Source organism: Blastococcus sp. TML/M2B, from assembly GCF_016612865.1.
GTDB lineage: Bacteria > Actinomycetota > Actinomycetes > Mycobacteriales > Geodermatophilaceae > Blastococcus.
Genome location: NZ_JAENZZ010000002.1, coordinates 1,233,586 through 1,251,807 on the forward strand (window position 1 = coordinate 1,233,586; position 18,222 = coordinate 1,251,807).

Below are 18,222 nucleotides of genomic sequence, written 5' to 3' on the forward strand. Positions count from 1 at the left end.
AGTCGGCCCGTACGCCTGGGGCGCGTCGGGCGCGCGCTCGTGGCGGCCGACCCCGCGCCGGATCTAGCCTGCGCCGGTGCCGTCCTCCCCCCTCCCGCCGTCCGCGGCCGAACCGGAGGTGCTGCGGCTGAGCCCGTCGGGCCGCCGGCGCCGGCTCTCCGCGGTGCTGATCGTCCTGGGCCTGCTGCTCGCCGGCACCGTCTGGGGGGACGACGACGCGTTCCCGTTCGGACCGTTCCGCATGTACTCGACGCGCAACGACCCGAACGCACCCGTCATCTCCACCCGGGCGGTGGGCGTGACGGCGGCCGGTGAGGAGATCAAGCTCTCCGGCGGCCAGGTCGGGCTGCGCCGCGCCGAGTTCGAGGGCCAGATCCAGCGGCTGCGCGCGCACCCCGAGCTGCTGGGGCTGCTGGCCGACGCCTGGACCGAGGACCACCCGGACGCACCGGAGCTCGTGGCGGTCCAGGTGGTGCACCGGAAGTTCGGGCTCTCCGACGGACGGCCCACCGGCGACTACACCGACACCGTCGTCGTCCACCTCGACCTGGAGGACGACGGCTCGTGAGCACCCCGCCGACCACCCCCGCCCCGATGACGGGCCGCTGGTGGTTCTCCCCCGTCCCGCTGGCGCGGATCGCGGTCTTCCGGACGATCGCCTACCTGTTCATCCCGGTCGACGTCTTCCTCACCACCGCGTGGGTGCGGGCGCACGCCGACGTCCCGACCGAGTGGTACGCCCCGCTGCTGGTCGGCCGGCTGCTGCACCTGCCCACGCCGACGCACACCCTCGTGCTCGTCGTCCAGTGGGCGCTCGTGCTGGCCGCCGTCGCCGCCGCCACCGGGCGGGCCCCCCGGCTGCTCGGCGCCGCCGTCTTCCTCCTGTACGCGGAGTGGATGGTCATCGCGATGAGCTACGGCAAGGTCGACCACGACCGCATCGCGTTCCTCGTGGCGCTGGCCGTGCTGCCGACCGTCGGCCGGGCGCGGTTCCGCGACCGCCGGCTGTCGGAGTCCGCGGGCTGGGCGATGGCCGCGGTCCTCGTCGCGGTCATGCTCACCTACTTCCTCGCCGCCTGGGCCAAGGTGCGCTTCGGCGGCTGGGACTGGCCGACCGGCTCCACGCTCACCCGCGCCGTGCTGCGCCGCGGCACCCCGCTGTCGGACTGGACCGTCGACGTCCCGGGGCTCCTGCCGGCCGCGCAGTGGGTGATGCTGGTCCTCGAGTTCCTCGCCCCGCTGGTGCTGCTGGTGCGCACCGACCGGGCGCGGATCGCGCTGACGGTCTTCCTCATCGGCTTCCACGTCATGACCTACGCCGGCGTGCAGATCATCTTCCTGCCGCACTGCGTGGCGATCCTGTCGATCCTCCCGTGGGAGCGGCTGACCGCCCGGTCCGGGCGGCAGCCGGCTCAGAGCTGGGCGACCAGCTCGTCGGCGGCCCGGTAGGGGTCGGTCTCCCCCGCCACCACGCGCCCGGCCAGCGCACCCAGCGCCGCGCTGCCGCGCAGGTCGCCGATCCGCGCGCGCAGGGCCGCCAGGGCGATCGCCTCGATCTCGCGGGCGGCCCGCTCGGTCCGGCGCCGCTCGCCCTCGCCCGAGGACTCCAGCCACAGCCGGTGCTCCTCGACCTTCGCGAGGACCTCGTCGATGCCGTTGTCGGTGTCGCGGGCGGCGACGGTGCGGCAGATCGGCGGGCGCCAGCCACCGGGCTCGGCGTACCGACCGCCGAGGGACTGCATGTAGCGCAGGTCGCGCACCGCCTGCTGGGCGCCGTCCCGGTCGGCCTTGTTGACCACGAACAGGTCCGCCACCTCGAGGATGCCGGCCTTGGCGGCCTGGATGCCGTCGCCCATGCCGGGCGCGACCAGCACGAGGGTGGTGTCGGCGAGCGAGGCGATCTCGAGCTCGGACTGCCCCACGCCGACGGTCTCGATGAGCACCACGTCGCAGCCGGCCGCGTCGAGCACCCGCAGCGCCTGCGGGGTCGCCCACGACAGCCCGCCCAGGTGCCCGCGCGAGGCCATCGAGCGGATGAACACCCCGCCGTCACCGGCGTGGTCCTGCATGCGCACGCGGTCGCCGAGCAGAGCGCCGCCGGAGAACGGGGACGACGGGTCGACCGCCAGCACCCCGACCCGCTTGCCGGCCTGGCGCAGCGCCCGCACCAGCGCCGTCGTCGTCGTCGACTTGCCCACGCCCGGCGAGCCGGTGAGGCCGAGCACCTGCGCGTGGCCGGTGTGCGGCGCCAGCGCGGCCGCGACCTCCCGCAGCGCCGGGCTGGCGTCCTCGACCAGCGAGATCAGCCGGGCCACCGAGCGCGCGTCGCCCTCGCGGGCCCGCTCGACCAGCGCGGGGACGTCGACAGCACGCCGCCCCCGCCGCCCGGGGGCGGCAGGGGCGGACGTCTGGACCGCGGTCCCCGCAGGGACCTCGGTCACGCGTTGCTGGGCGCGTGCAGGATCAGGGCGTCGCCCTGGCCACCGCCACCGCACAGCGCGGCAGCGCCGACCTTGGCGCCCCGGCGGCGCAGCTCCAGCGCCACGTCGAGGACCAGCCGCGCGCCGCTCATGCCGATCGGGTGGCCCAGGGCGATGGCGCCGCCGTTGGGGTTGACCTTCTCGGGGTCGATGCCCAGCTCGCGGGTGGAAACGATGCCGACGGCGGCGAAGGCCTCGTTGAGCTCGACGACGTCGAGGTCCTTGGGGTCGATGCCCTCGCGGGCGCAGGCCTTCTTGATCGCGGCCGACGGCTGGCTCTGCAGCGTGGCGTCCGGACCGGCGACGACGCCGTGGGCGCCGATCTCGGCGATCGGGGTGAGGCCGAGCTCCTTGGCCTTGGCCGCGCTCATGACCACCACGGCGCAGGCGCCGTCGGAGATCTGCGAGGCGGTGCCGGCGGTGATCGTGCCGTCCTTGGCGAAGGCCGGCCGCAGCTTGCTCAGGCTCTCCGCGGTCGTGTCGGGGCGGATGCCCTCGTCCTCGGTGAACTCGATGGGGTCGCCCTTGCGCTGCGGGATGAGCACCGGGGTGAGCGCCTCGGCGAAGACGCCGTCCTTGTGCGAGCGGGCCGCCTTCTGGTGGCTGGCCGCGGCGAACTCGTCCTGCTCCTCGCGGGTGAGGTTGTAGCGCGAGTTGGCCTTCTCGGTCAGCTCGCCCATGGCGACCTGGTCGAAGGTGTCGGACAGGCCGTCGTGGGCCATGGAGTCGATCAGCTTGGTGTCGCCGTACTTCGTGCCGGTGCGCGAGTTGGCGAGGAGGTGCGGCGCCTGGGTCATCGACTCCTGGCCGCCGGCCACGACGATGTCGAACTCGCCGGCGCGGATGAGCTGGTCGGCCATCGCGATGGCGCTCAGGCCGGAGAGGCAGACCTTGTTGATGGTGAGGGCGGGGACCGACATCGGGATGCCGGCCTTCACCGCGGCGGGGCGGGCCGGGTTCTGCCCGGCGCCGGCCTGGATGACCTGGCCCATGATCACGTACTCGACCTGGTCGCCGCTGATGCCGGCGCGCTCGAGGGCGGCCTTGATCGCGACGCCTCCGAGGTCGGCGGCCGAGAAGTCCTTGAGCCCGCCGAGGAGCCGGCCCATCGGGGTGCGGGCACCGCTGACGATGACCGAGCGGGCTCGGGTGTTCTCACTCATGGGGAGGCCTCCAGTGCCGGGCCGCCGGTGCGGGCGACCGTGAAAAGACGGAGCGGACCGCGCTGTTCGCGCGGCGTCGGGCTGCACATGATGGTAGAGCCCCACCCCCGGCGGACGTGGCCTGGGCCACGTCCCGGCCCACTTCCCGGCCCGCGCGTCACCCGACCGGGGCTGCCCGTCCGCCCCCGGAGTGTCGCGTCAGGGCAGGGCGCGGCAGGATGCCGGGCGTGACGACCAACGACGCCGCGGCCACGGGTCTGCCCGAGGGGCTGTTCACCACCATCGACCACGTGGGCATCGCCGTGCCGGACCTCGACGAGGCCATCGCGTTCTACGCGCAGGCCTTCGGCGTGCGCTCGGTGCACGAGGAGACCAACGAGGAGCAGGGCGTCCGCGAGGCGATGCTCGCCGTCGGCGACGGCGACACCCGCATCCAGCTGCTGGCGCCGCTGACCCCGGAGTCGACAATCGCCAAGTTCATCGGCCGCTCCGGCCCGGGCCTGCAGCAGCTGGCCTTCCGGGTCGAGGACGTCGAGGCGGTCAGCGCCACCCTGCGCGAGCGGGGCCTGCGCCTGCTCTACGACGTCCCGAAGCGCGGTACGTCCGACAGCCGGGTCAACTTCATCCACCCGAAGGACGCCGGGGGCGTGCTCGTCGAGCTCGTCCAGCCGGCCGCTGCCGCGCACTGAGCGCACCTCCGTCAGGGCGGGGCCGTTACCCCTGGGTAACGTCCCCCGCCACCGCACTGCCCTCCGAGCCTGGCCGACGACGGCCGACCACGACCCAGGAGAACGCGTGAACGAGATCAAGGACGCCATCCTCGCCGGCCAGCTGGACGCGCTGGGCGGCCTCGCCGTGCCGGAGTCCTACCGCGCCGTGGTGGTGCGCAAGGACGAGCAGAACATGTTCGAGGGGGTGCCGACCAAGGAGAAGGACCCCCGCAAGTCCCTGCACATCGACGAGGTCGCCACGCCCGAGCTCGGCCCCGGCGAGGCGATCGTCGCCGTCATGGCCTCCTCGGTGAACTACAACACCGTGTGGACGTCGATCTTCGAGCCCGTCTCGACCTTCGGCTTCCTCGAGCGCTACGGCCGCCTCTCCGAGCTGACCAAGCGCCACGACCTGCCCTACCACGTGGTGGGCTCCGACCTCGCCGGCGTCGTGCTGCGCGTGGGCCCCGGCGTCAACAAGTGGAAGCCGGGCGACGAGGTCGTCGCGCACTGCCTCTCGGTGGAGCTCGAGGACCCGGCCGGTCACGACGACACGATGATGGACCCGCAGCAGCGGATCTGGGGCTTCGAGACCAACTTCGGCGGTCTCGCCGAGCTGGCCCTGGTCAAGAGCAACCAGCTCATGCCCAAGCCCGCCCACCTCTCGTGGGAGGAGGCCGCCAGCCCCGGCCTGGTGAACTCCACCGCCTACCGGCAGCTGGTCAGCAAGAACGGCGCCAACATGAAGCAGGGCGACGTCGTCCTGATCTGGGGCGCCTCCGGCGGCCTGGGCTCCTACGCCACGCAGATGGCGCTCAACGGTGGCGCGATCCCGGTCTGCGTCGTCTCGAGCCCCGAGAAGGCCGAGATCGTCCGCAAGATGGGTGCCGAGCTGGTCATCGACCGCTCCGCCGAGGGCTACAAGTTCTGGAAGGACGAGCGCACCCAGGACCCCAAGGAGTGGCAGCGCTTCGGCAAGAAGATCCGTGAGCTGACCGGTGGCGAGGACGTCGACATCGTCTTCGAGCACCCGGGCCGCGAGACCTTCGGCGCCAGCGTCTACGTCGCCAAGAAGGGCGGCACGATCATCACCTGCGCCTCCACCAGCGGCTACATGCACGAGTACGACAACCGCTACCTGTGGATGAACCTCAAGAAGATCCTGAGCTCCCACTTCGCCAACTACAAGGAGGCGTGGGAGGCCAACCGCCTCATCGACAAGGGCCTCATCCACCCGACCCTGTCGAAGGTGTACCCGATGGACGAGGTCGGCCAGGCCGCGCTCGACGTCCACCGCAACGCCCACCAGGGCAAGGTCGGCGTGCTGACCCTCGCCCCCGAGGAGGGCCTGGGCGTCAAGGACGCCGAGAAGCGCGAGAAGCACCTCGAGGCGATCAACCGCTTCCGCGGCGTCTGATCCCTGCCCGCAGCCCGAGGGCCCGGCTCCCCCACCAGGGGGCCGGGCCCTCGGCGCGTCCACCCGGCCTACGGTGTCGGCAGGTGCGTCCGGGTCGATTGCGACCGGTGCGCCCGACACGGTGACCCGACGTCCCCCCGTCTGCGAGGATGACGACATGAGCGACCCCCGCCACGATCTGCCCGTGCACGAGGTGCAGCACTCGTTCGACCTGGTCATGCGGGGGTACGACCGCCGCCAGGTCGCCGACACCATCGAGCGCCTCGAGGCGGACTTCCGGATCGCCCTCGCCGACCGCGACGCCGCCGTCGCCCGCTCCACGGACATGGCCGGCCAGCTCGCGGCGATGCACAACGAGATCGAGGCGCTGCGCCGCAAGGCCGCCACCGCCTCGGCGCCGACCTTCGAGAACATCAGCGAGCGCATCCAGCACATGCTGCAGCTCGCCGAGGAGGAGGCCGGGGAGATCCGCCGGGCCGCCCAGCTCGACGCGCAGGCCGTCCGCGAGCAGACCGACGCCGAGGAGCGCGCGCTGCTCGAGCGGCACGCCGCCGGTCAGGCCGAGGTCGAGCGGATGATCGCCGAGGCCCGCCAGGGCGCCGAGCAGATCATGCAGAAGGCCCAGCTGCGCGCCGACGAGCTGGTCGCCAAGGTCCCAGGAGCGGGTCGCCCGCCTCGACGCCGAGTCCCAGGCCCGCCGGGCGAAGGTCGAGGAGGACTTCGACATCGCCCAGCGCGCCCGTCGCGCCGAGGCCGCCCGGGTCGAGGAGGAGCGCGAGCGCGTCTCCACCCAGGCCGCCCGCCAGCGGGTCGCCGCGGCCGAGCAGCACGCCGCCGCGCTGGTCGCCGACGCCGAGGCGAAGGCCGAGTCCATCCGGGGCGTCCGCGACGAGCTCACCAGCCGGCTGGTCCACGCCCGCAAGCTGCTGGACAACCTGCCCGACCTCGGCGACCGCCCCGAGCAGCCGGCGGCGCCCTCGTCGTCCGCTCCCGCTGCTGCGGCCGCGCGCGCCGAGGCGCCGGCTCCGGCTGCTGCGGAGACCGACGTCACGGAGACCGACACCCCGGCGACCGGCGCCCCCGAGACCTCGGCCGAGCAGGCCCCGGCCGAGGAGGCCACGCGGGCGCAGGACGCGCAGCGCCCCCAGGCCGCCCCGCGCCCCCAGCCGACCCCGCGGACGACGCCGGCCCCGGCCGCCGAGCAGACCGCGCCGGCCCAGCCCGCGCAGGCCGCGCCGCAGCCGGCCACCCGTCAGCTGCCGCTGCCGCCGCGCCCGTCCGGCGCCACCGCCGCCCCGGCCACGCAGTCCATCGACGCACCCGTCACCCAGGGCCGTCCCTGACGGCTGCGGGGCGGCTGCCGGCGGCGCTGCTCGCCGGCCTGCTGGGGGCCGTGCTGCTGCTCGCCGGGGCGCCGCACGCCCGAGCGGCCGGTGACGACGGCCGGCTGAGGATCGCGCACCTCTCCCCCGACTCGCCCGCCGTCGACGTCGCCCTGACGCCGGTGGACGGCGAAGGCCCCGCCGTCGATCCCGGCACGGACGTCGCCGGCGGCCTGACCTACGGCGACGTCGGCGGCTACGCGGACCTGCCGCCAGGCAGCTACGCGGTCAGCGTGCGGGCCGCGGGCTCCCCGGCGACCGCGCCACCGGCGCTCTCCACCCGCGTCGACCTGCCCGCCGGCGGTGCCACGACGCTCGCGCTCTGGGGCCGGTTCGCCGATCTCTCGCTGGCCCCGCTGACCGACGACCTCGCCGCGCCCGGGAACGGGGCGGCCCGCGTGCGGGTCGTCACGGCGGCCGCGGGGGCACCGGAGCTGGACGTCGCGGTGGACGGCGGGCCGGAGCTCGCCGTCGGGCTGCGCTTCCCCGCCGCCTCCGGCTGGACGAGCGTCCCCGGCGGCCCGGGCACGCTGCGGTTGCGCACCGCCGGGACGGAGACCCGCGTGCCGGTCGACGTCGTCCCGGGCACGGTGGTGACGCTGCTCGTGCTCGACACCCCCGCCGGCGGGCTCGCCGTCCGGCCGGTCGTCGACGCGACCGCCGCCGCGGTGGTGCCGACCGGCGGTGTCGAGGCCGGTGGCTCCGGCAGCTGGCCGGCCCGCCTGCCGCGGCTCGCCGCGGCGCTCGCGGCGGTCGCGCCCGCACCGGCGCCGCAGGCGGCCGCGCCGGTGCGCATCCGGGCCGACGCGGCCGGCCTCGACGCCGCCGTGGCCGGCACCGGCCTGGACCGCGCCGGCGCGCTCGCTGTGCCGGCGGACCCGGCCCTCGCCGGCTGGTACGCCGCGGGACCCGCGCCGGGCCTCCCCGGTCCGGCGGTGCTCGCGGGGCACGTGGACTGGGCCGGGCGGCCCGCCGTCTTCGCGGGGTTGCACCGGCTCGCGCCCGGCGACGAGGTCGTCGTCGACCGCGCCGACGGCACCAGCGCGCGGTTCGCCGTCGACCGCGTGCTCCGGGCGCCGAAGAAAGCCTTCCCGACGGCCGTCGTCCACGGGCCGACCTCCGGCGCCGAGCTCCGGCTGATCACCTGCGGCGGCGCGTTCGACCGCGCCACGGGCAGCTACGCCGACAACGTGGTGGTGTTCGCCCGGCTGGTCGGCTAGCGGCGCCGGTCGCGGGCCCGCCAGCAGGCGGTGTGCCAGTGCCGCCGCAGGTCCGCCGCCGAGTCGGTGTCCCACGGCTCCAGGTCGGAGTCGCGGGCGTAGGCGGGCCAGGTGACCACGTGCGGCGTCCCCGGGCGGATCTCCTGGTCGCAGCTGGGGCAGCGGTAGGTCTTGCCGGTGCTCGACCCGGTCAGGGGCCGGACCACCCAGTCGCCGTCGCCGGCCTCCTCGACCGGCTCAGCGCGACGGCCCGCCCCCCGGTCCGAGGACCGGGGGGCGGGCCGTGGGCGCCTGCGGGGCAACTGTCAGCGGCGGGCGTAGTCGTGGAAGCCACGACCGGTCTTGCGGCCCAGGTAGCCGGCGGTCACGAGCTGCTCGAGCAGCGGGGCCGGCGCGAGCGCCGGGTCGCGGAACTCGGTGTGCAGCTCCTGCTCGATGGCCAGCGACACGTCGTTGCCGACGACGTCGAGGAGCTCGAAGGGCCCCATCGGGTAGCCCAGACCCGCCTTGACCGCGGTGTCGATGTCGGTCTTCGAGGCGTAGTGCGCCGCCAGCATGCTCACCGCGTCGTTCAGGTACGGGAAGAGCAGCGCGTTCACGATGAAGCCGGCCCGGTCGTTGCAGGAGACGGCGACCTTCTTGAGCTTCGCCGTGACCGCGTGCACCGTGGCGGCGACGTCGGGAGCGGTGGAGACGGTGGAGACCACCTCGACCAGCTTCATGACCGTGGCGGGGTTGAAGAAGTGCATGCCGACGACGTCGGCCGGGCGGCCGCTGGCCAGCGCGCACTTGATGACCGGCAGGCTGGAGGTCGTGGTGGCGAGCACCGCGCCCGGCTTGGCGATCCGGCCCAGGTCGGCGAAGAGCGCCTCCTTGACCGGCAGCGACTCGATGACCGCCTCGATGACCAGGTCGACGTCGCCCAGCGCCTCGACCGAGCTGGCGCCGGTGACGCGGCCGAGCACCTCGTCGCGCACGGACTGCTCGAGGCGGCCGCGCTCGACCTGCTTGTCCAGCGACTTGGCCAGCGCCTTCTCGACGCCGGCGACCTTCTCGTCCGAGCGCGCGATGAAGGTGACGTCGTACCCGGCCTTGGCGACGACCTCGATGATGCCGGTGGCCATCGTGCCCGAGCCGACGACGCCGACGGTCTGCACGGGGCGGGCGCCCTCGGCGGCCCCGCCGGGGGTCGGGGTGGCGGCGTCGGCGACGACCTCGCCGGAGCCGGCCTCGGCGTAGGTGTAGAAGCCGCGGCCGGACTTCCGGCCGAGCAGGCCGGCGGTGCGCATCTGCTTGAGGACCGGGCTGGGCGCGTGCAGCCGCTTGCCCGAGACCGCGTGCAGCGCGTCGAGCACGTCGTAGGCGGTGTCGACGCCGATGAGGTCGAGGACCTGCAGCGGGCCCATGGGCAGGCCGCAGCCGAACCGCATGGCGGCGTCGATGTCCTCGCGGCTGGCGTAGCCGTTCTCGAACATGGAGACGGCGTGGTTGAGGTAGCCGAACAGCAGCGCGTCGGTGATGAACCCGGGGTTGTCGCCCACGGTCACCGCGACCTTGCCGGCCTTCTCGACCAGCGCGACGGCGTCCTCGACCACGGACGGGTCGGTGACGGCGGTGCGGACGACCTGGACCAGCGTCGCCGTCGGCACCGCGGTGGACACGTGCAGCCCGATGACCTTGCTCGGGCGGCCGGTGCCGACCGCGAGCTCGGTGACCGAGAGGCTCGAGGTGTTGGTGGCCAGGATCGTGTCCGGGCCGGTGACCTTGTCCAGCTGGGCGAAGATCTCCGCCTTCAGCGCGAGCCGCTCGGGCACGGCCTCGACGACCAGCTCGGCCCCGGCGAGGTCCTCCAGCGAGGTGCTGTAGCGGATCCGGCCGAGCGCGGCGTCGTCCGCCTCGCCGGCGGCGATCGAGCGCTCGATCGCGGCGCGGCCGCGCGCGGCCGCCTCGTCGCTGACCTCGACGGCGGTGACCGACAGGCCCGCCCGGGCGAATGCTTCCGCGATGGCGGCACCCGCGGTGCCCAGCCCCACGATGCCGACCTCGTTCAATTCCCTGGCCACGCTGCCATCCCTCCACCGTCGGTGATCGGTGGGCAGTCTCTCATCCACCGATCCGCCGACCGGAGGCCACCGCTCAGAACAGCCGCTGGGTGGGGTCGTCGGTGCCCTTGAGGACGGCGTAGTCGACGGTGACGCAGTCGATGCCCCTGTCCGTGGCCAGCACCCTGGCCTGCGGCTTGATCTCCTGGGCGGCGAAGACGCCCTTCACGGGGGCGAGCAGCGGATCGCGGTTGAGCAGCTCCAGGTAGCGGGTCAGCTGCTCGACGCCGTCGATCTCGCCGCGGCGCTTGATCTCCACCGCCACCGTCGTCCCCGTGGCGTCGCGGCAGAGCAGGTCCACCGGGCCGATCGCGGTCGGGTACTCGCGGCGCACCAGCGACCAGCCCGCGCCGAAGGTCTCCACGTGCAGGGCCAGCAGCCGCTGCAGCTCGGCCTCCACGCCGTCCTTCTGCAGGCCGGGGTCGACGCCGAGGTCGTGCGCGTGGTCGTGCTCGACGGCCTCGATGGTGATGATCAGCTGCTCGCCGGCCTTGTTGGTGACCGTCCAGGTGCCGCTGCCGTCGACGAGCTCGTCGCGCAGCGTGCAGGGCGGGGTCATCCAGTTCAGCGGCTTGTAGGCGCGGTCGTCGGCGTGGATGGACACCGAGCCGTCCGCCTTCACCAGCAGCAGGCGGGTGGCCATCGGCAGGTGGGCGGTGAGCCGCCCGATGTAGTCGACGGAACAGCGGGCAATGACCAGGCGCACGGGCGCCGACGGTACCCGGCGCAGCAACGGCCCCGGCGGCCCCGCCGTCCTGGGAACATGCCGGCGTGGCCCCTGTGCGCGCCGTCGCCGTCCTGCTGCTGCTGGCGCTCGCCGCCTGCGCCGAGCCCTCCCCCGTCGGCAGCCGGCCGCCCGACGCCGTTCCGCCACGGGCGCAGCTTCCCGCAGATCCCGGGGCGCTGGTGCTCCGCGTCGAGCAGGTGGGCATGTTCACGACGCCGCAGGCGCTCGCCGCCCGGCTCCCGGTGGTCAGCGTCTACTCCGACGGACGGGTGGTCCTCCAGGGTCCGGTGGCGACCATCTGGCCGGCCTTCGCCTGGCCGAACGTCCAGGTGCTGGACGTCGGAGCCGTCGGAGTGCAGGAGCTGGCCGACCGGGCGCTGGCGGCCGGGGTGGCCGAGCAGGCCGACCTGGGCGTCCCGCCGCTGGCCGACGTCGGCTCCACCCGGTTCACGCTGGGCACGGCCTCGGGGACGCACGTCCGGGAGGTCTACGCCCTCCAGGGGTCCGCCGCGATGACCGGCAGTGGTCTCACCGCGGACCAGGTGACGGCCCGCGAGCGCCTCCAGGAGTTCGTCACCGAGCTCTCCAACCTGGTGTCCGCAGGCACCCCCGAGGAGGTCCCGCGACCCTGGACCCCGGCTGCGGTGGCCGCCGTCGCCCAGCCGTGGACGGCGTCCGAGGAGGACGTCGCCCAGGGCTGGTCTCCCGAGCCCGTGCCGTGTGCCGGGCCCGCCGTTGCCCGGGGAGCCGATCGGTCCGGGCATCAGCTGCGTCGTCGCGACCGGGGAGGTCGCGGGCGACGTCATCGCGGCCGCACGGGACGCGAACGTGCTCACGCCGTGGGCCACCCCCGACGGTGCCCTGTGGTCGGTGGCGTTCCGACCGCTGCTGCCCGACGAGACCGGCTGCGCCGACCTGACCGGCTGACGACCTCGTTGATCATCGTCATCCGGTGGCCCGACATTCCGACGGGCGCAGCCGGATGACGATGATCAACAGGGGTCAGGCCGTGGCGGGCTGCCGCAGGTCGGCGTCCACGCCGCCGTGCTCCTCGGCCGCGGCCAGGGGCTCGACCGGGGAGGTCGCGTTGTACCGCTCGAGGTCGAGGATGCCCTCGCGCTTGGCCACGATCGTCGGCACCAGCGCCTGGCCCGCGACGTTCACCGCGGTGCGGCCCATGTCGAGGATCGGGTCGATCGCCAGCAGCAGGCCGACGCCGGCCAGCGGGAGGCCCAGGGTCGACAGCGTCAGGGTCAGCATCACCACGGCGCCGGTGACGCCGGCCGTGGCGGCCGAGCCGATCACCGAGACCAGCGCGATGAGCAGGTAGTCGGTGATGCCGAGGTCCACGCCGAAGAACTGGGCCACGAAGATCGCCGCCAGCGCCGGGTAGATCGCGGCGCAGCCGTCCATCTTCGTCGTCGCGCCCAGAGGCACGGCGAACGAGGCGTAGGACCGCGGGACGCCGAGGTTCTGCTCGGTCACCCGCTCGGTCACCGGCAGCGTGCCGATCGAGGAGCGGGAGACGAAGGCCAGCTGGATCGCGGGCCACGCCCCGGCGAAGTACCGGACCGGCGAGAGGCCGTGCGACTTGAGCAGCACCGGGTAGACGACGAACAGCACGAGGGCCAGGCCCGCGTAGACCGCGCCGGCGAAGACGCCGAGCGAGCCCAGGGAGTCCCAGCCGTAGCTGGCGACGGCGTTGCCGATGAGACCGACGGTGCCGATCGGGGCCAGCAGGATGACCCACCACAGCACCTTCTGGACGATCGCCAGGGCGGAGCGGGTGAGGTTGAGGAACGGCTCGGCGGCCGGGCCGACCTTGAGGATCGCGACGCCGACGGCGGCCGAGATGACGATCAGCTGCAGCACGTTGAACGACAGGCCCACCGAGCCGTCGGCACCGGCGGAGGCCTGCAGGCCGAGGATGTTGCCGGGCACCAGGCCGGTGAGGAAGTCCCACCACCCGCCGGTCGTGCCGACGTCCTGCGCGGCGGAGGCGTCGACGGAGCTGTTGCTGCCGGGCTGGGTCAGCAGGCCCAGGCCGATGCCGATCGCGACGGCGATCAGCGCGGTGATGGCGAACCAGAGCAGCGTCTGCGCGGCCAGGCGGGCGGCGTTGGACACCTGCTTGAGGTTGGCGATCGAGACGATGACCGCGGTGACGATCAGCGCGGGCACCAGCGCCTTGAGCAGCGAGACGAAGCTGCTGCCGATGGTCTGCAGGGTGCTGGTCAGCCAGTTCGGCGAGCCGTCGGAGACGGTGCCCATCTCGCGGGCGACGAAGCCGAGGGCGACGCCGACCACGAGGGCGAGGAGGACCTGCGCGCCGAAGGGCACGCGGCGGAGACGAGCGAGCACGAGGGATACCGATCTACGGGAGGGAGGAGGACGCGGGAGCTGCGGGCGTCAACAGCTCGCCGTCGTCATCCGCCCGTAGTCGAGGGCGCGCCTGCGCGTCAGGCCCCACACGTTGTGCACGGAGGGTCAAGGCCTGCGGCGGCGCGGCCATGCCCGCCTGTGCGCAGGGTCTCAGTCGGTCCAGACGGGCGGGCGCTTCTCGAGGAACGAGGCCATCCCCTCGCGCGCGCCGGGGATCTGGCTGGCGGCGGCCATGACCTCGACGGCGGTGTCGTAGGCGTCTCGCTCGGGGCGGTCCAGCTGGGCGTACATCGTCTGCTTGCCCCACGCCTTGCTGGCCCGGGAGCCGCGCGTGGCCCGCGCCATCAGCTCGTCGACGGCGGCGTCCAGGTCCTCGTCGGGCACCACCCGGTTGACCAGGCCCCAGTCCAGCGCCGTCCGTGCGTCGATGACGTCGCCGGTCAGCGCCAGCTCCATCGCCCGCTTGCGGCCGACGTTGCGGGCGATGGCCACCATCGGCGTGTGGCAGAACCAGCCGCCCTTGCCGCCGGGGGCGGCGAACCCGGCCGACTCCGCAGCGACGGCGAGGTCGCAGGACGCGACCAGCTGGCAGCCCGCGGCGGTGGCCAGCGCGTGGACCCGCGCCAGCACGACCTGCGGGACGTCCTGGAGGGTCTGCATCAGCTCGGTGCAGAGCTTCAGCAGGCTGCGCACCTCCGGCAGCGGCCGGCCGGACACGTCGGCGAAGTCGTGCCCGGCGCTGAACACCGGCCCCTCGGCGGCGAGGACGATCCCGGCGGCGTCGCTCTCCCCCGCCGTCGTGACCGCACCCAGCAGCTGGGTCAGGTGCTCGCGCGAGAGGGCGTTCCGGCGCGCCGCCCGCACCATCGTGATGCGGACGACGTCGCCGTCGCGTTCGATCCGGGGTGCGCCGTCAGCCATGGACCGACGCTAGACCGATCAGGCCGGCGCGGGCACCTTCTGGTCCAGGCCGTTCGCCTCGCGGATCACGTCGACCACCGAGCCCATGATCTCGGTGAGGCCGAAGTCCTTCGGCGTGAAGACGCGGGCGACGCCCTGCTCGCGCAGCCGCCGGGCGTCGCTGTCGGGGATGATCCCGCCGACGACGACCGGGACGTCGTCCAGGCCGGCCTCCTTCAGGCCGCGGAGCACGGCCGGCACCACCTGCAGGTGGGAACCGGAGAGCACCGACAGGCCGACGACGTGCACGTCCTCCTCGACCGCGGCCGAGACGATCTGCGCCGGGGTCAGGCGGATGCCCTGGTAGATGACCTCGAAGCCGGCGTCCCGCGCGCGGACGGCGATCTGCTCGGCGCCGTTGGAGTGCCCGTCCAGACCGGGCTTGCCGACCAGGAAGCGCAGCCGGCCGCCGAGCTCCTCGCCGGTCGCGCGGACCCGCTCGCGCACGTCGGTGAGCGTCGCGTCGGCCTCGCCGCCGCTGCTGGCCGCGGCCACGCCGGTGGGCGCCCGGTACTCGCCGAACACCTCGCGCAGCACCCCGGCCCACTCCCCCGTCGTCACGCCTGCGCGGGCGCAGTCGAGGGTGGCGGCCATCAGGTTGACGTCGCTCGCGGCCGCCTCGCGCAGCGCGGCGAGCGCGGCGTCGGCGGCCGGCTGGTCGCGCTCGGCACGCCACTTCCGGACCGCCTCCTGGGCGGCGCTCTCCACGGCCGGGTCGACGACCATGATCGCGGCGTCGAGGTCGGCCAGCAGCGGGTTGGGCTCGGTGGTCTCGAACTTGTTGACGCCGACGACGACGTCCTCACCGTTCTCGATCCGCCGGCGCCGCTCGGCCAGCGAGCCGACCATGGCGCTCTTCATGTAGCCGGACTCGACGGCGGCCACGGCGCCGCCCATCTCCTCGACGCGGGCCATCTCGGCCCGCGCGCCCTCGATGAGGTCGGCGACCTTCTTCTCCACGACGACCGAGCCGGTGAACAGGTCGTCGTACTCGAGCAGGTCGGTCTCGTAGGCGAGCACCTGCTGCAGACGCAGCGACCACTGCTGGTCCCACGGCCGGGGCAGGCCCAGCGCCTCGTTCCACGCGGGCAGCTGCACGGCGCGGGCGCGGGCGTCCTTGGACAGCGTGACGGCCAGCATCTCCAGCACGATGCGCTGGACGTTGTTCTCCGGCTGCGCCTCGGTCAGGCCCAGGGAGTTGACCTGGACGCCGTAGCGGAAGCGGCGGTGCTTGGGGTCCTGGACGCCGTAGCGCTCCTGGGTCAGCTCGTCCCAGAGCTGGGTGAAGGCGCGCATCTTGCACATCTCCTCCACGAAGCGGACACCCGCGTTCACGAAGAAGGAGATGCGGGCGACGACCTCGCCGAACTTCTCCTGCGGCACCTGACCCGAGTCGCGCACCGAGTCCAGGACGGCGATGGCGGTGCTGATCGCGTAGGCGATCTCCTGCTCCGGCGTCGCCCCGGCCTCCTGCAGGTGGTAGCTGCAGATGTTGATCGGGTTCCACTTCGGCATGGTCGTCACCGTGTAGGCGACCATGTCGGTGATCAGCCGCATCGAGGGAGCCGGCGGGAAGACGTAGGTCCCGCGCGACAGGTACTCCTTGATGATGTCGTTCTGCGTCGTCCCGGCCAGCTTGCTGACGTCGTGCCCGTGCTCCTCGGCGACCGCCTGGTAGAGCGCGAGCAGCCACATGGCGGTGGCGTTGATCGTCATCGACGTGTTCATCTCGTCGAGCGGGATGCCGTCGAAGAGGGCGCGCATGTCGCCGATGTGGGTGACCGGGACGCCGACCTTGCCGACCTCGCCGACGGCGAGCTCGTCGTCGGGGTCGTACCCGGTCTGCGTCGGCAGGTCGAAGGCCACCGAGAGGCCGGTCTGGCCCTTGGCCAGGTTGCGCCGGTACAGCGCGTTGGACTCGGCCGGCGAGGAGTGGCCGGCGTAGGTGCGCATGACCCAGGGACGGTCACGCTCCTCCGGCGATGACGGGAACGGCATACCGGCGGAGTCTAGGGCGGTCCCGGGACGGGAGCAGCGCCGCCCGCGGGGAGGCGCACGGTGGCACACTCGATCGGGTGTCGCAGGGGCTCGGACCGCTGGTCCTGATCCTGCTCGTCGTGGGGCTGCTGGCGCTGGTCACGCGGTGGGCGTTCGGCCCCGGCTACGGCCGGTCGGCCCGTCCCGCCGCGCCCCCGGACGACGGGCTGCTCGTGCTCGTCGCCACCGTCTCCTCACCCCAGACCGCCCGCGCGCTGCGGGCGCTGCTCTCCGACGCGGGCATCCGCTCCACGCAGCGCACCCGGGCGCCGCACCGCACCGACGTCCTGGTCTTCCCCGACGACGCGGCCCGCGCCCGCGCGCTGGCGGCGTCCTTCACCGGCTGACCCGGGGGGTCAGTCCGGCCGCTGGGTCCGCTCCACCTGCGCGCCCAGGCCGCGCAGCTGCTCGACGAAGTGCGGGTAGCCGCGGTCGACGTGGTGCACGTCCTGCACCTCGGTCACGCCGTCGGAGACCAGGCCGGCCAGGACCAGGCCCGCACCGGCCCGGATGTCGGTGGCCAGCACCGGGGCGCTGGAGAGCCGCTCGCGACCGCGGACGACGGCGTGGTGGCCGTCGATGCGCACGTCGGCGCCCAGCCGGACCAGCTCGTTGACGAACATGAACCGGCCCTCGAACACGTTCTCGGTGATCAGCGCCGTGCCGGTGGAGACCGCGGCGAGGGCCACGGCCATCGGCTGGAGGTCGGTCGGGAAGCCTGGGAAGGGCAGCGTGACGACGTCGACGGCCCGCGGCCGGTCGGCCATCGCGACGCGCAGCCCGTCGGGCAGCTCCTCGACGGTCGCGCCGGCGTCGACGAGCTTGTCCAGCGCCACCCGCAGGTGCCCGGCGACCGCCCGCTCGATGACGACGTCGCCCCGGGTCATGACCGCGCCGATCGCCCAGGTGCCGGCCACGATCCGGTCGGGGACGGTCGTGTACGTGACCGGCGCGAGGCTCTCGACGCCCTCGACGGTGAGGGTGGAGGTGCCGGCGCCGTCGATCTGCGCGCCCATCGCGGTGAGCATCGCGCACAGGTCGACGATCTCCGGCTCGCGGGCGGCGTTGTCGATGACCGTCGTCCCCTCGGCCAGGACCGCGGCCATGACGAGGTTCTCCGTCGCCCCGACCGACGGGAAGTCCAGCCAGATCGAGGTGCCGGTCAGCCGCGGCGCGGTGGCGACGAGGAAGCCGTGCTCGCTGACGATGGTGGCGCCGAGCCGCTCGAGGCCGGCGATGTGCATGTCCAGCCCGCGGGAGCCGATGGCGTCGCCGCCGGGCAGCGCGACCCGGGCGCTGCCGCAGCGGGCGACCAGCGGGCCGAGCACGCTGATCGAGGCGCGCATGCGGCGCACGAGGTCGTAGTCGGTCTCGGTCGAGGGCTGCTCGGGCACGTCGACGACGACCCGGCCGCCGCCCCCGCTCCCTGGCGTCGGCGTGTACGTGACGCCGCAGCCGAGCCGGCGCAGCACCTCGCTCATGATCGAGACGTCGAGGATGTCGGGCACCTCGTCGATCGCGGTGCGGCCGGGGGCCAGCAGGGCCGCGGCCATGAGCTTCAGCGCGCTGTTCTTCGCCCCGGTGACCCGCACCCGGCCGGACAGGGCCGCTCCACCGGACACCTCGAAGCACTCCACCGGAA

General features: G+C 73.9%; 17 protein-coding genes. 7 read left to right on the top strand and 10 right to left on the bottom strand.

What is annotated here, in order from left to right; all coding sequences use genetic code 11:
* Positions 1-76: 76 nt before the first annotated feature.
* Positions 77-568 carry a hypothetical protein gene (locus JKP75_RS14430; RefSeq protein WP_200490616.1) on the top strand — a complete coding sequence of 164 codons (492 nt, stop codon included), beginning with the start codon at positions 77-79 and terminating at the stop codon, positions 566-568.
* Positions 565-1,449 (top strand): MFS transporter permease, encoded by an 885-nt coding sequence (locus JKP75_RS14435; protein ID WP_309229856.1) that lies wholly within the window; start codon positions 565-567, stop codon positions 1,447-1,449. Before JKP75_RS14430 ends, JKP75_RS14435 begins: the two co-directional genes overlap by 4 nt.
* Here the strand turns inward: JKP75_RS14435 and meaB are convergent.
* Positions 1,413-2,441, bottom strand: coding sequence for a methylmalonyl Co-A mutase-associated GTPase MeaB (gene meaB / locus JKP75_RS14440; protein ID WP_200490615.1), 1,029 nt, complete (start codon positions 2,439-2,441; stop codon positions 1,413-1,415). The genes JKP75_RS14435 and meaB overlap by 37 nt on opposite strands.
* Positions 2,438-3,643, bottom strand: coding sequence for an acetyl-CoA C-acetyltransferase (locus JKP75_RS14445; RefSeq protein ID WP_200490614.1), 1,206 nt, complete (start codon positions 3,641-3,643; stop codon positions 2,438-2,440). The genes meaB and JKP75_RS14445 overlap by 4 nt, the downstream gene beginning before the upstream one ends.
* 227 nt (positions 3,644-3,870) lie before the next feature.
* Between JKP75_RS14445 and mce the strand changes: the two genes are divergently transcribed.
* Positions 3,871-4,332, top strand: a complete 462-nt coding sequence (gene mce / locus JKP75_RS14450; protein WP_200490613.1) for a methylmalonyl-CoA epimerase — start codon at positions 3,871-3,873, stop codon at positions 4,330-4,332.
* Between the two features lie 106 nt (positions 4,333-4,438).
* A complete protein-coding gene (gene ccrA, locus JKP75_RS14455; RefSeq protein ID WP_200490612.1) occupies positions 4,439-5,770 on the top strand; it encodes a crotonyl-CoA carboxylase/reductase in 1,332 nt (443 codons plus the stop codon).
* Here the strand turns inward: ccrA and JKP75_RS14460 are convergent.
* Positions 5,748-6,644: a hypothetical protein gene (locus JKP75_RS14460; protein ID WP_200493187.1), complete on the bottom strand. Its 897-nt coding sequence runs from the start codon at positions 6,642-6,644 to the stop codon at positions 5,748-5,750. The two genes, ccrA and JKP75_RS14460, sit on opposite strands and share 23 nt — an antisense overlap.
* Positions 6,645-7,163: 519 nt before the next feature.
* Here JKP75_RS14460 and JKP75_RS14465 point away from each other — a divergent pair.
* Entirely contained in the window at positions 7,164-8,372 is a 1,209-nt protein-coding gene (locus tag JKP75_RS14465; protein ID WP_200493188.1) for a class F sortase, read from the top strand.
* Here JKP75_RS14465 and JKP75_RS21570 read toward each other — a convergent pair.
* From JKP75_RS21570 to nucS, 3 genes are all read right to left on the bottom strand, one after another.
* On the bottom strand, positions 8,369-8,578 hold the full coding sequence (locus JKP75_RS21570; RefSeq protein WP_309229857.1) for a hypothetical protein: 210 nt from the start codon (positions 8,576-8,578) through the stop codon (positions 8,369-8,371). The two genes, JKP75_RS14465 and JKP75_RS21570, sit on opposite strands and share 4 nt — an antisense overlap.
* 99 nt (positions 8,579-8,677) lie before the next feature.
* Positions 8,678-10,435, bottom strand: coding sequence for a 3-hydroxyacyl-CoA dehydrogenase family protein (locus JKP75_RS14475; RefSeq protein WP_200493189.1), 1,758 nt, complete (start codon positions 10,433-10,435; stop codon positions 8,678-8,680).
* A gap of 73 nt (positions 10,436-10,508) precedes the next feature.
* Complete coding sequence (gene nucS, locus JKP75_RS14480) at positions 10,509-11,180, bottom strand: endonuclease NucS (RefSeq protein ID WP_200490608.1); 672 nt, start codon at positions 11,178-11,180, stop codon at positions 10,509-10,511.
* Positions 11,181-11,245: 65 nt separating this feature from the next.
* On the opposite strand from nucS, the gene JKP75_RS14485 reads away from it, so the two are divergent.
* Positions 11,246-12,187, top strand: coding sequence for a hypothetical protein (locus JKP75_RS14485; protein ID WP_200493190.1), 942 nt, complete (start codon positions 11,246-11,248; stop codon positions 12,185-12,187).
* 16 nt (positions 12,188-12,203) lie between these two features.
* On the opposite strand, the gene JKP75_RS14490 is transcribed toward JKP75_RS14485, so the two are convergent.
* The 3 genes from JKP75_RS14490 to JKP75_RS14500 form a co-directional block, all read right to left on the bottom strand.
* Complete coding sequence (locus tag JKP75_RS14490; RefSeq protein WP_200490606.1) at positions 12,204-13,562, bottom strand: dicarboxylate/amino acid:cation symporter; 1,359 nt, start codon at positions 13,560-13,562, stop codon at positions 12,204-12,206.
* Between the two features lie 171 nt (positions 13,563-13,733).
* A complete protein-coding gene (locus tag JKP75_RS14495) occupies positions 13,734-14,504 on the bottom strand; it encodes an enoyl-CoA hydratase-related protein (protein ID WP_200490605.1) in 771 nt (256 codons plus the stop codon).
* Between the two features lie 18 nt (positions 14,505-14,522).
* A complete protein-coding gene (locus JKP75_RS14500; protein ID WP_200490604.1) occupies positions 14,523-16,541 on the bottom strand; it encodes a protein meaA in 2,019 nt (672 codons plus the stop codon).
* Between the two features lie 77 nt (positions 16,542-16,618).
* On the opposite strand from JKP75_RS14500, the gene JKP75_RS14505 reads away from it, so the two are divergent.
* Positions 16,619-16,927: a hypothetical protein gene (locus JKP75_RS14505; RefSeq protein ID WP_200490603.1), complete on the top strand. Its 309-nt coding sequence runs from the start codon at positions 16,619-16,621 to the stop codon at positions 16,925-16,927.
* A 9-nt stretch (positions 16,928-16,936) separates the two neighbouring features.
* Here the strand turns inward: JKP75_RS14505 and murA are convergent, their stop codons facing one another.
* Entirely contained in the window at positions 16,937-18,217 is a 1,281-nt protein-coding gene (gene murA, locus JKP75_RS14510; protein ID WP_200490602.1) for a UDP-N-acetylglucosamine 1-carboxyvinyltransferase, read from the bottom strand.
* Between the last annotated feature and the right edge of the window lie 5 nt (positions 18,218-18,222).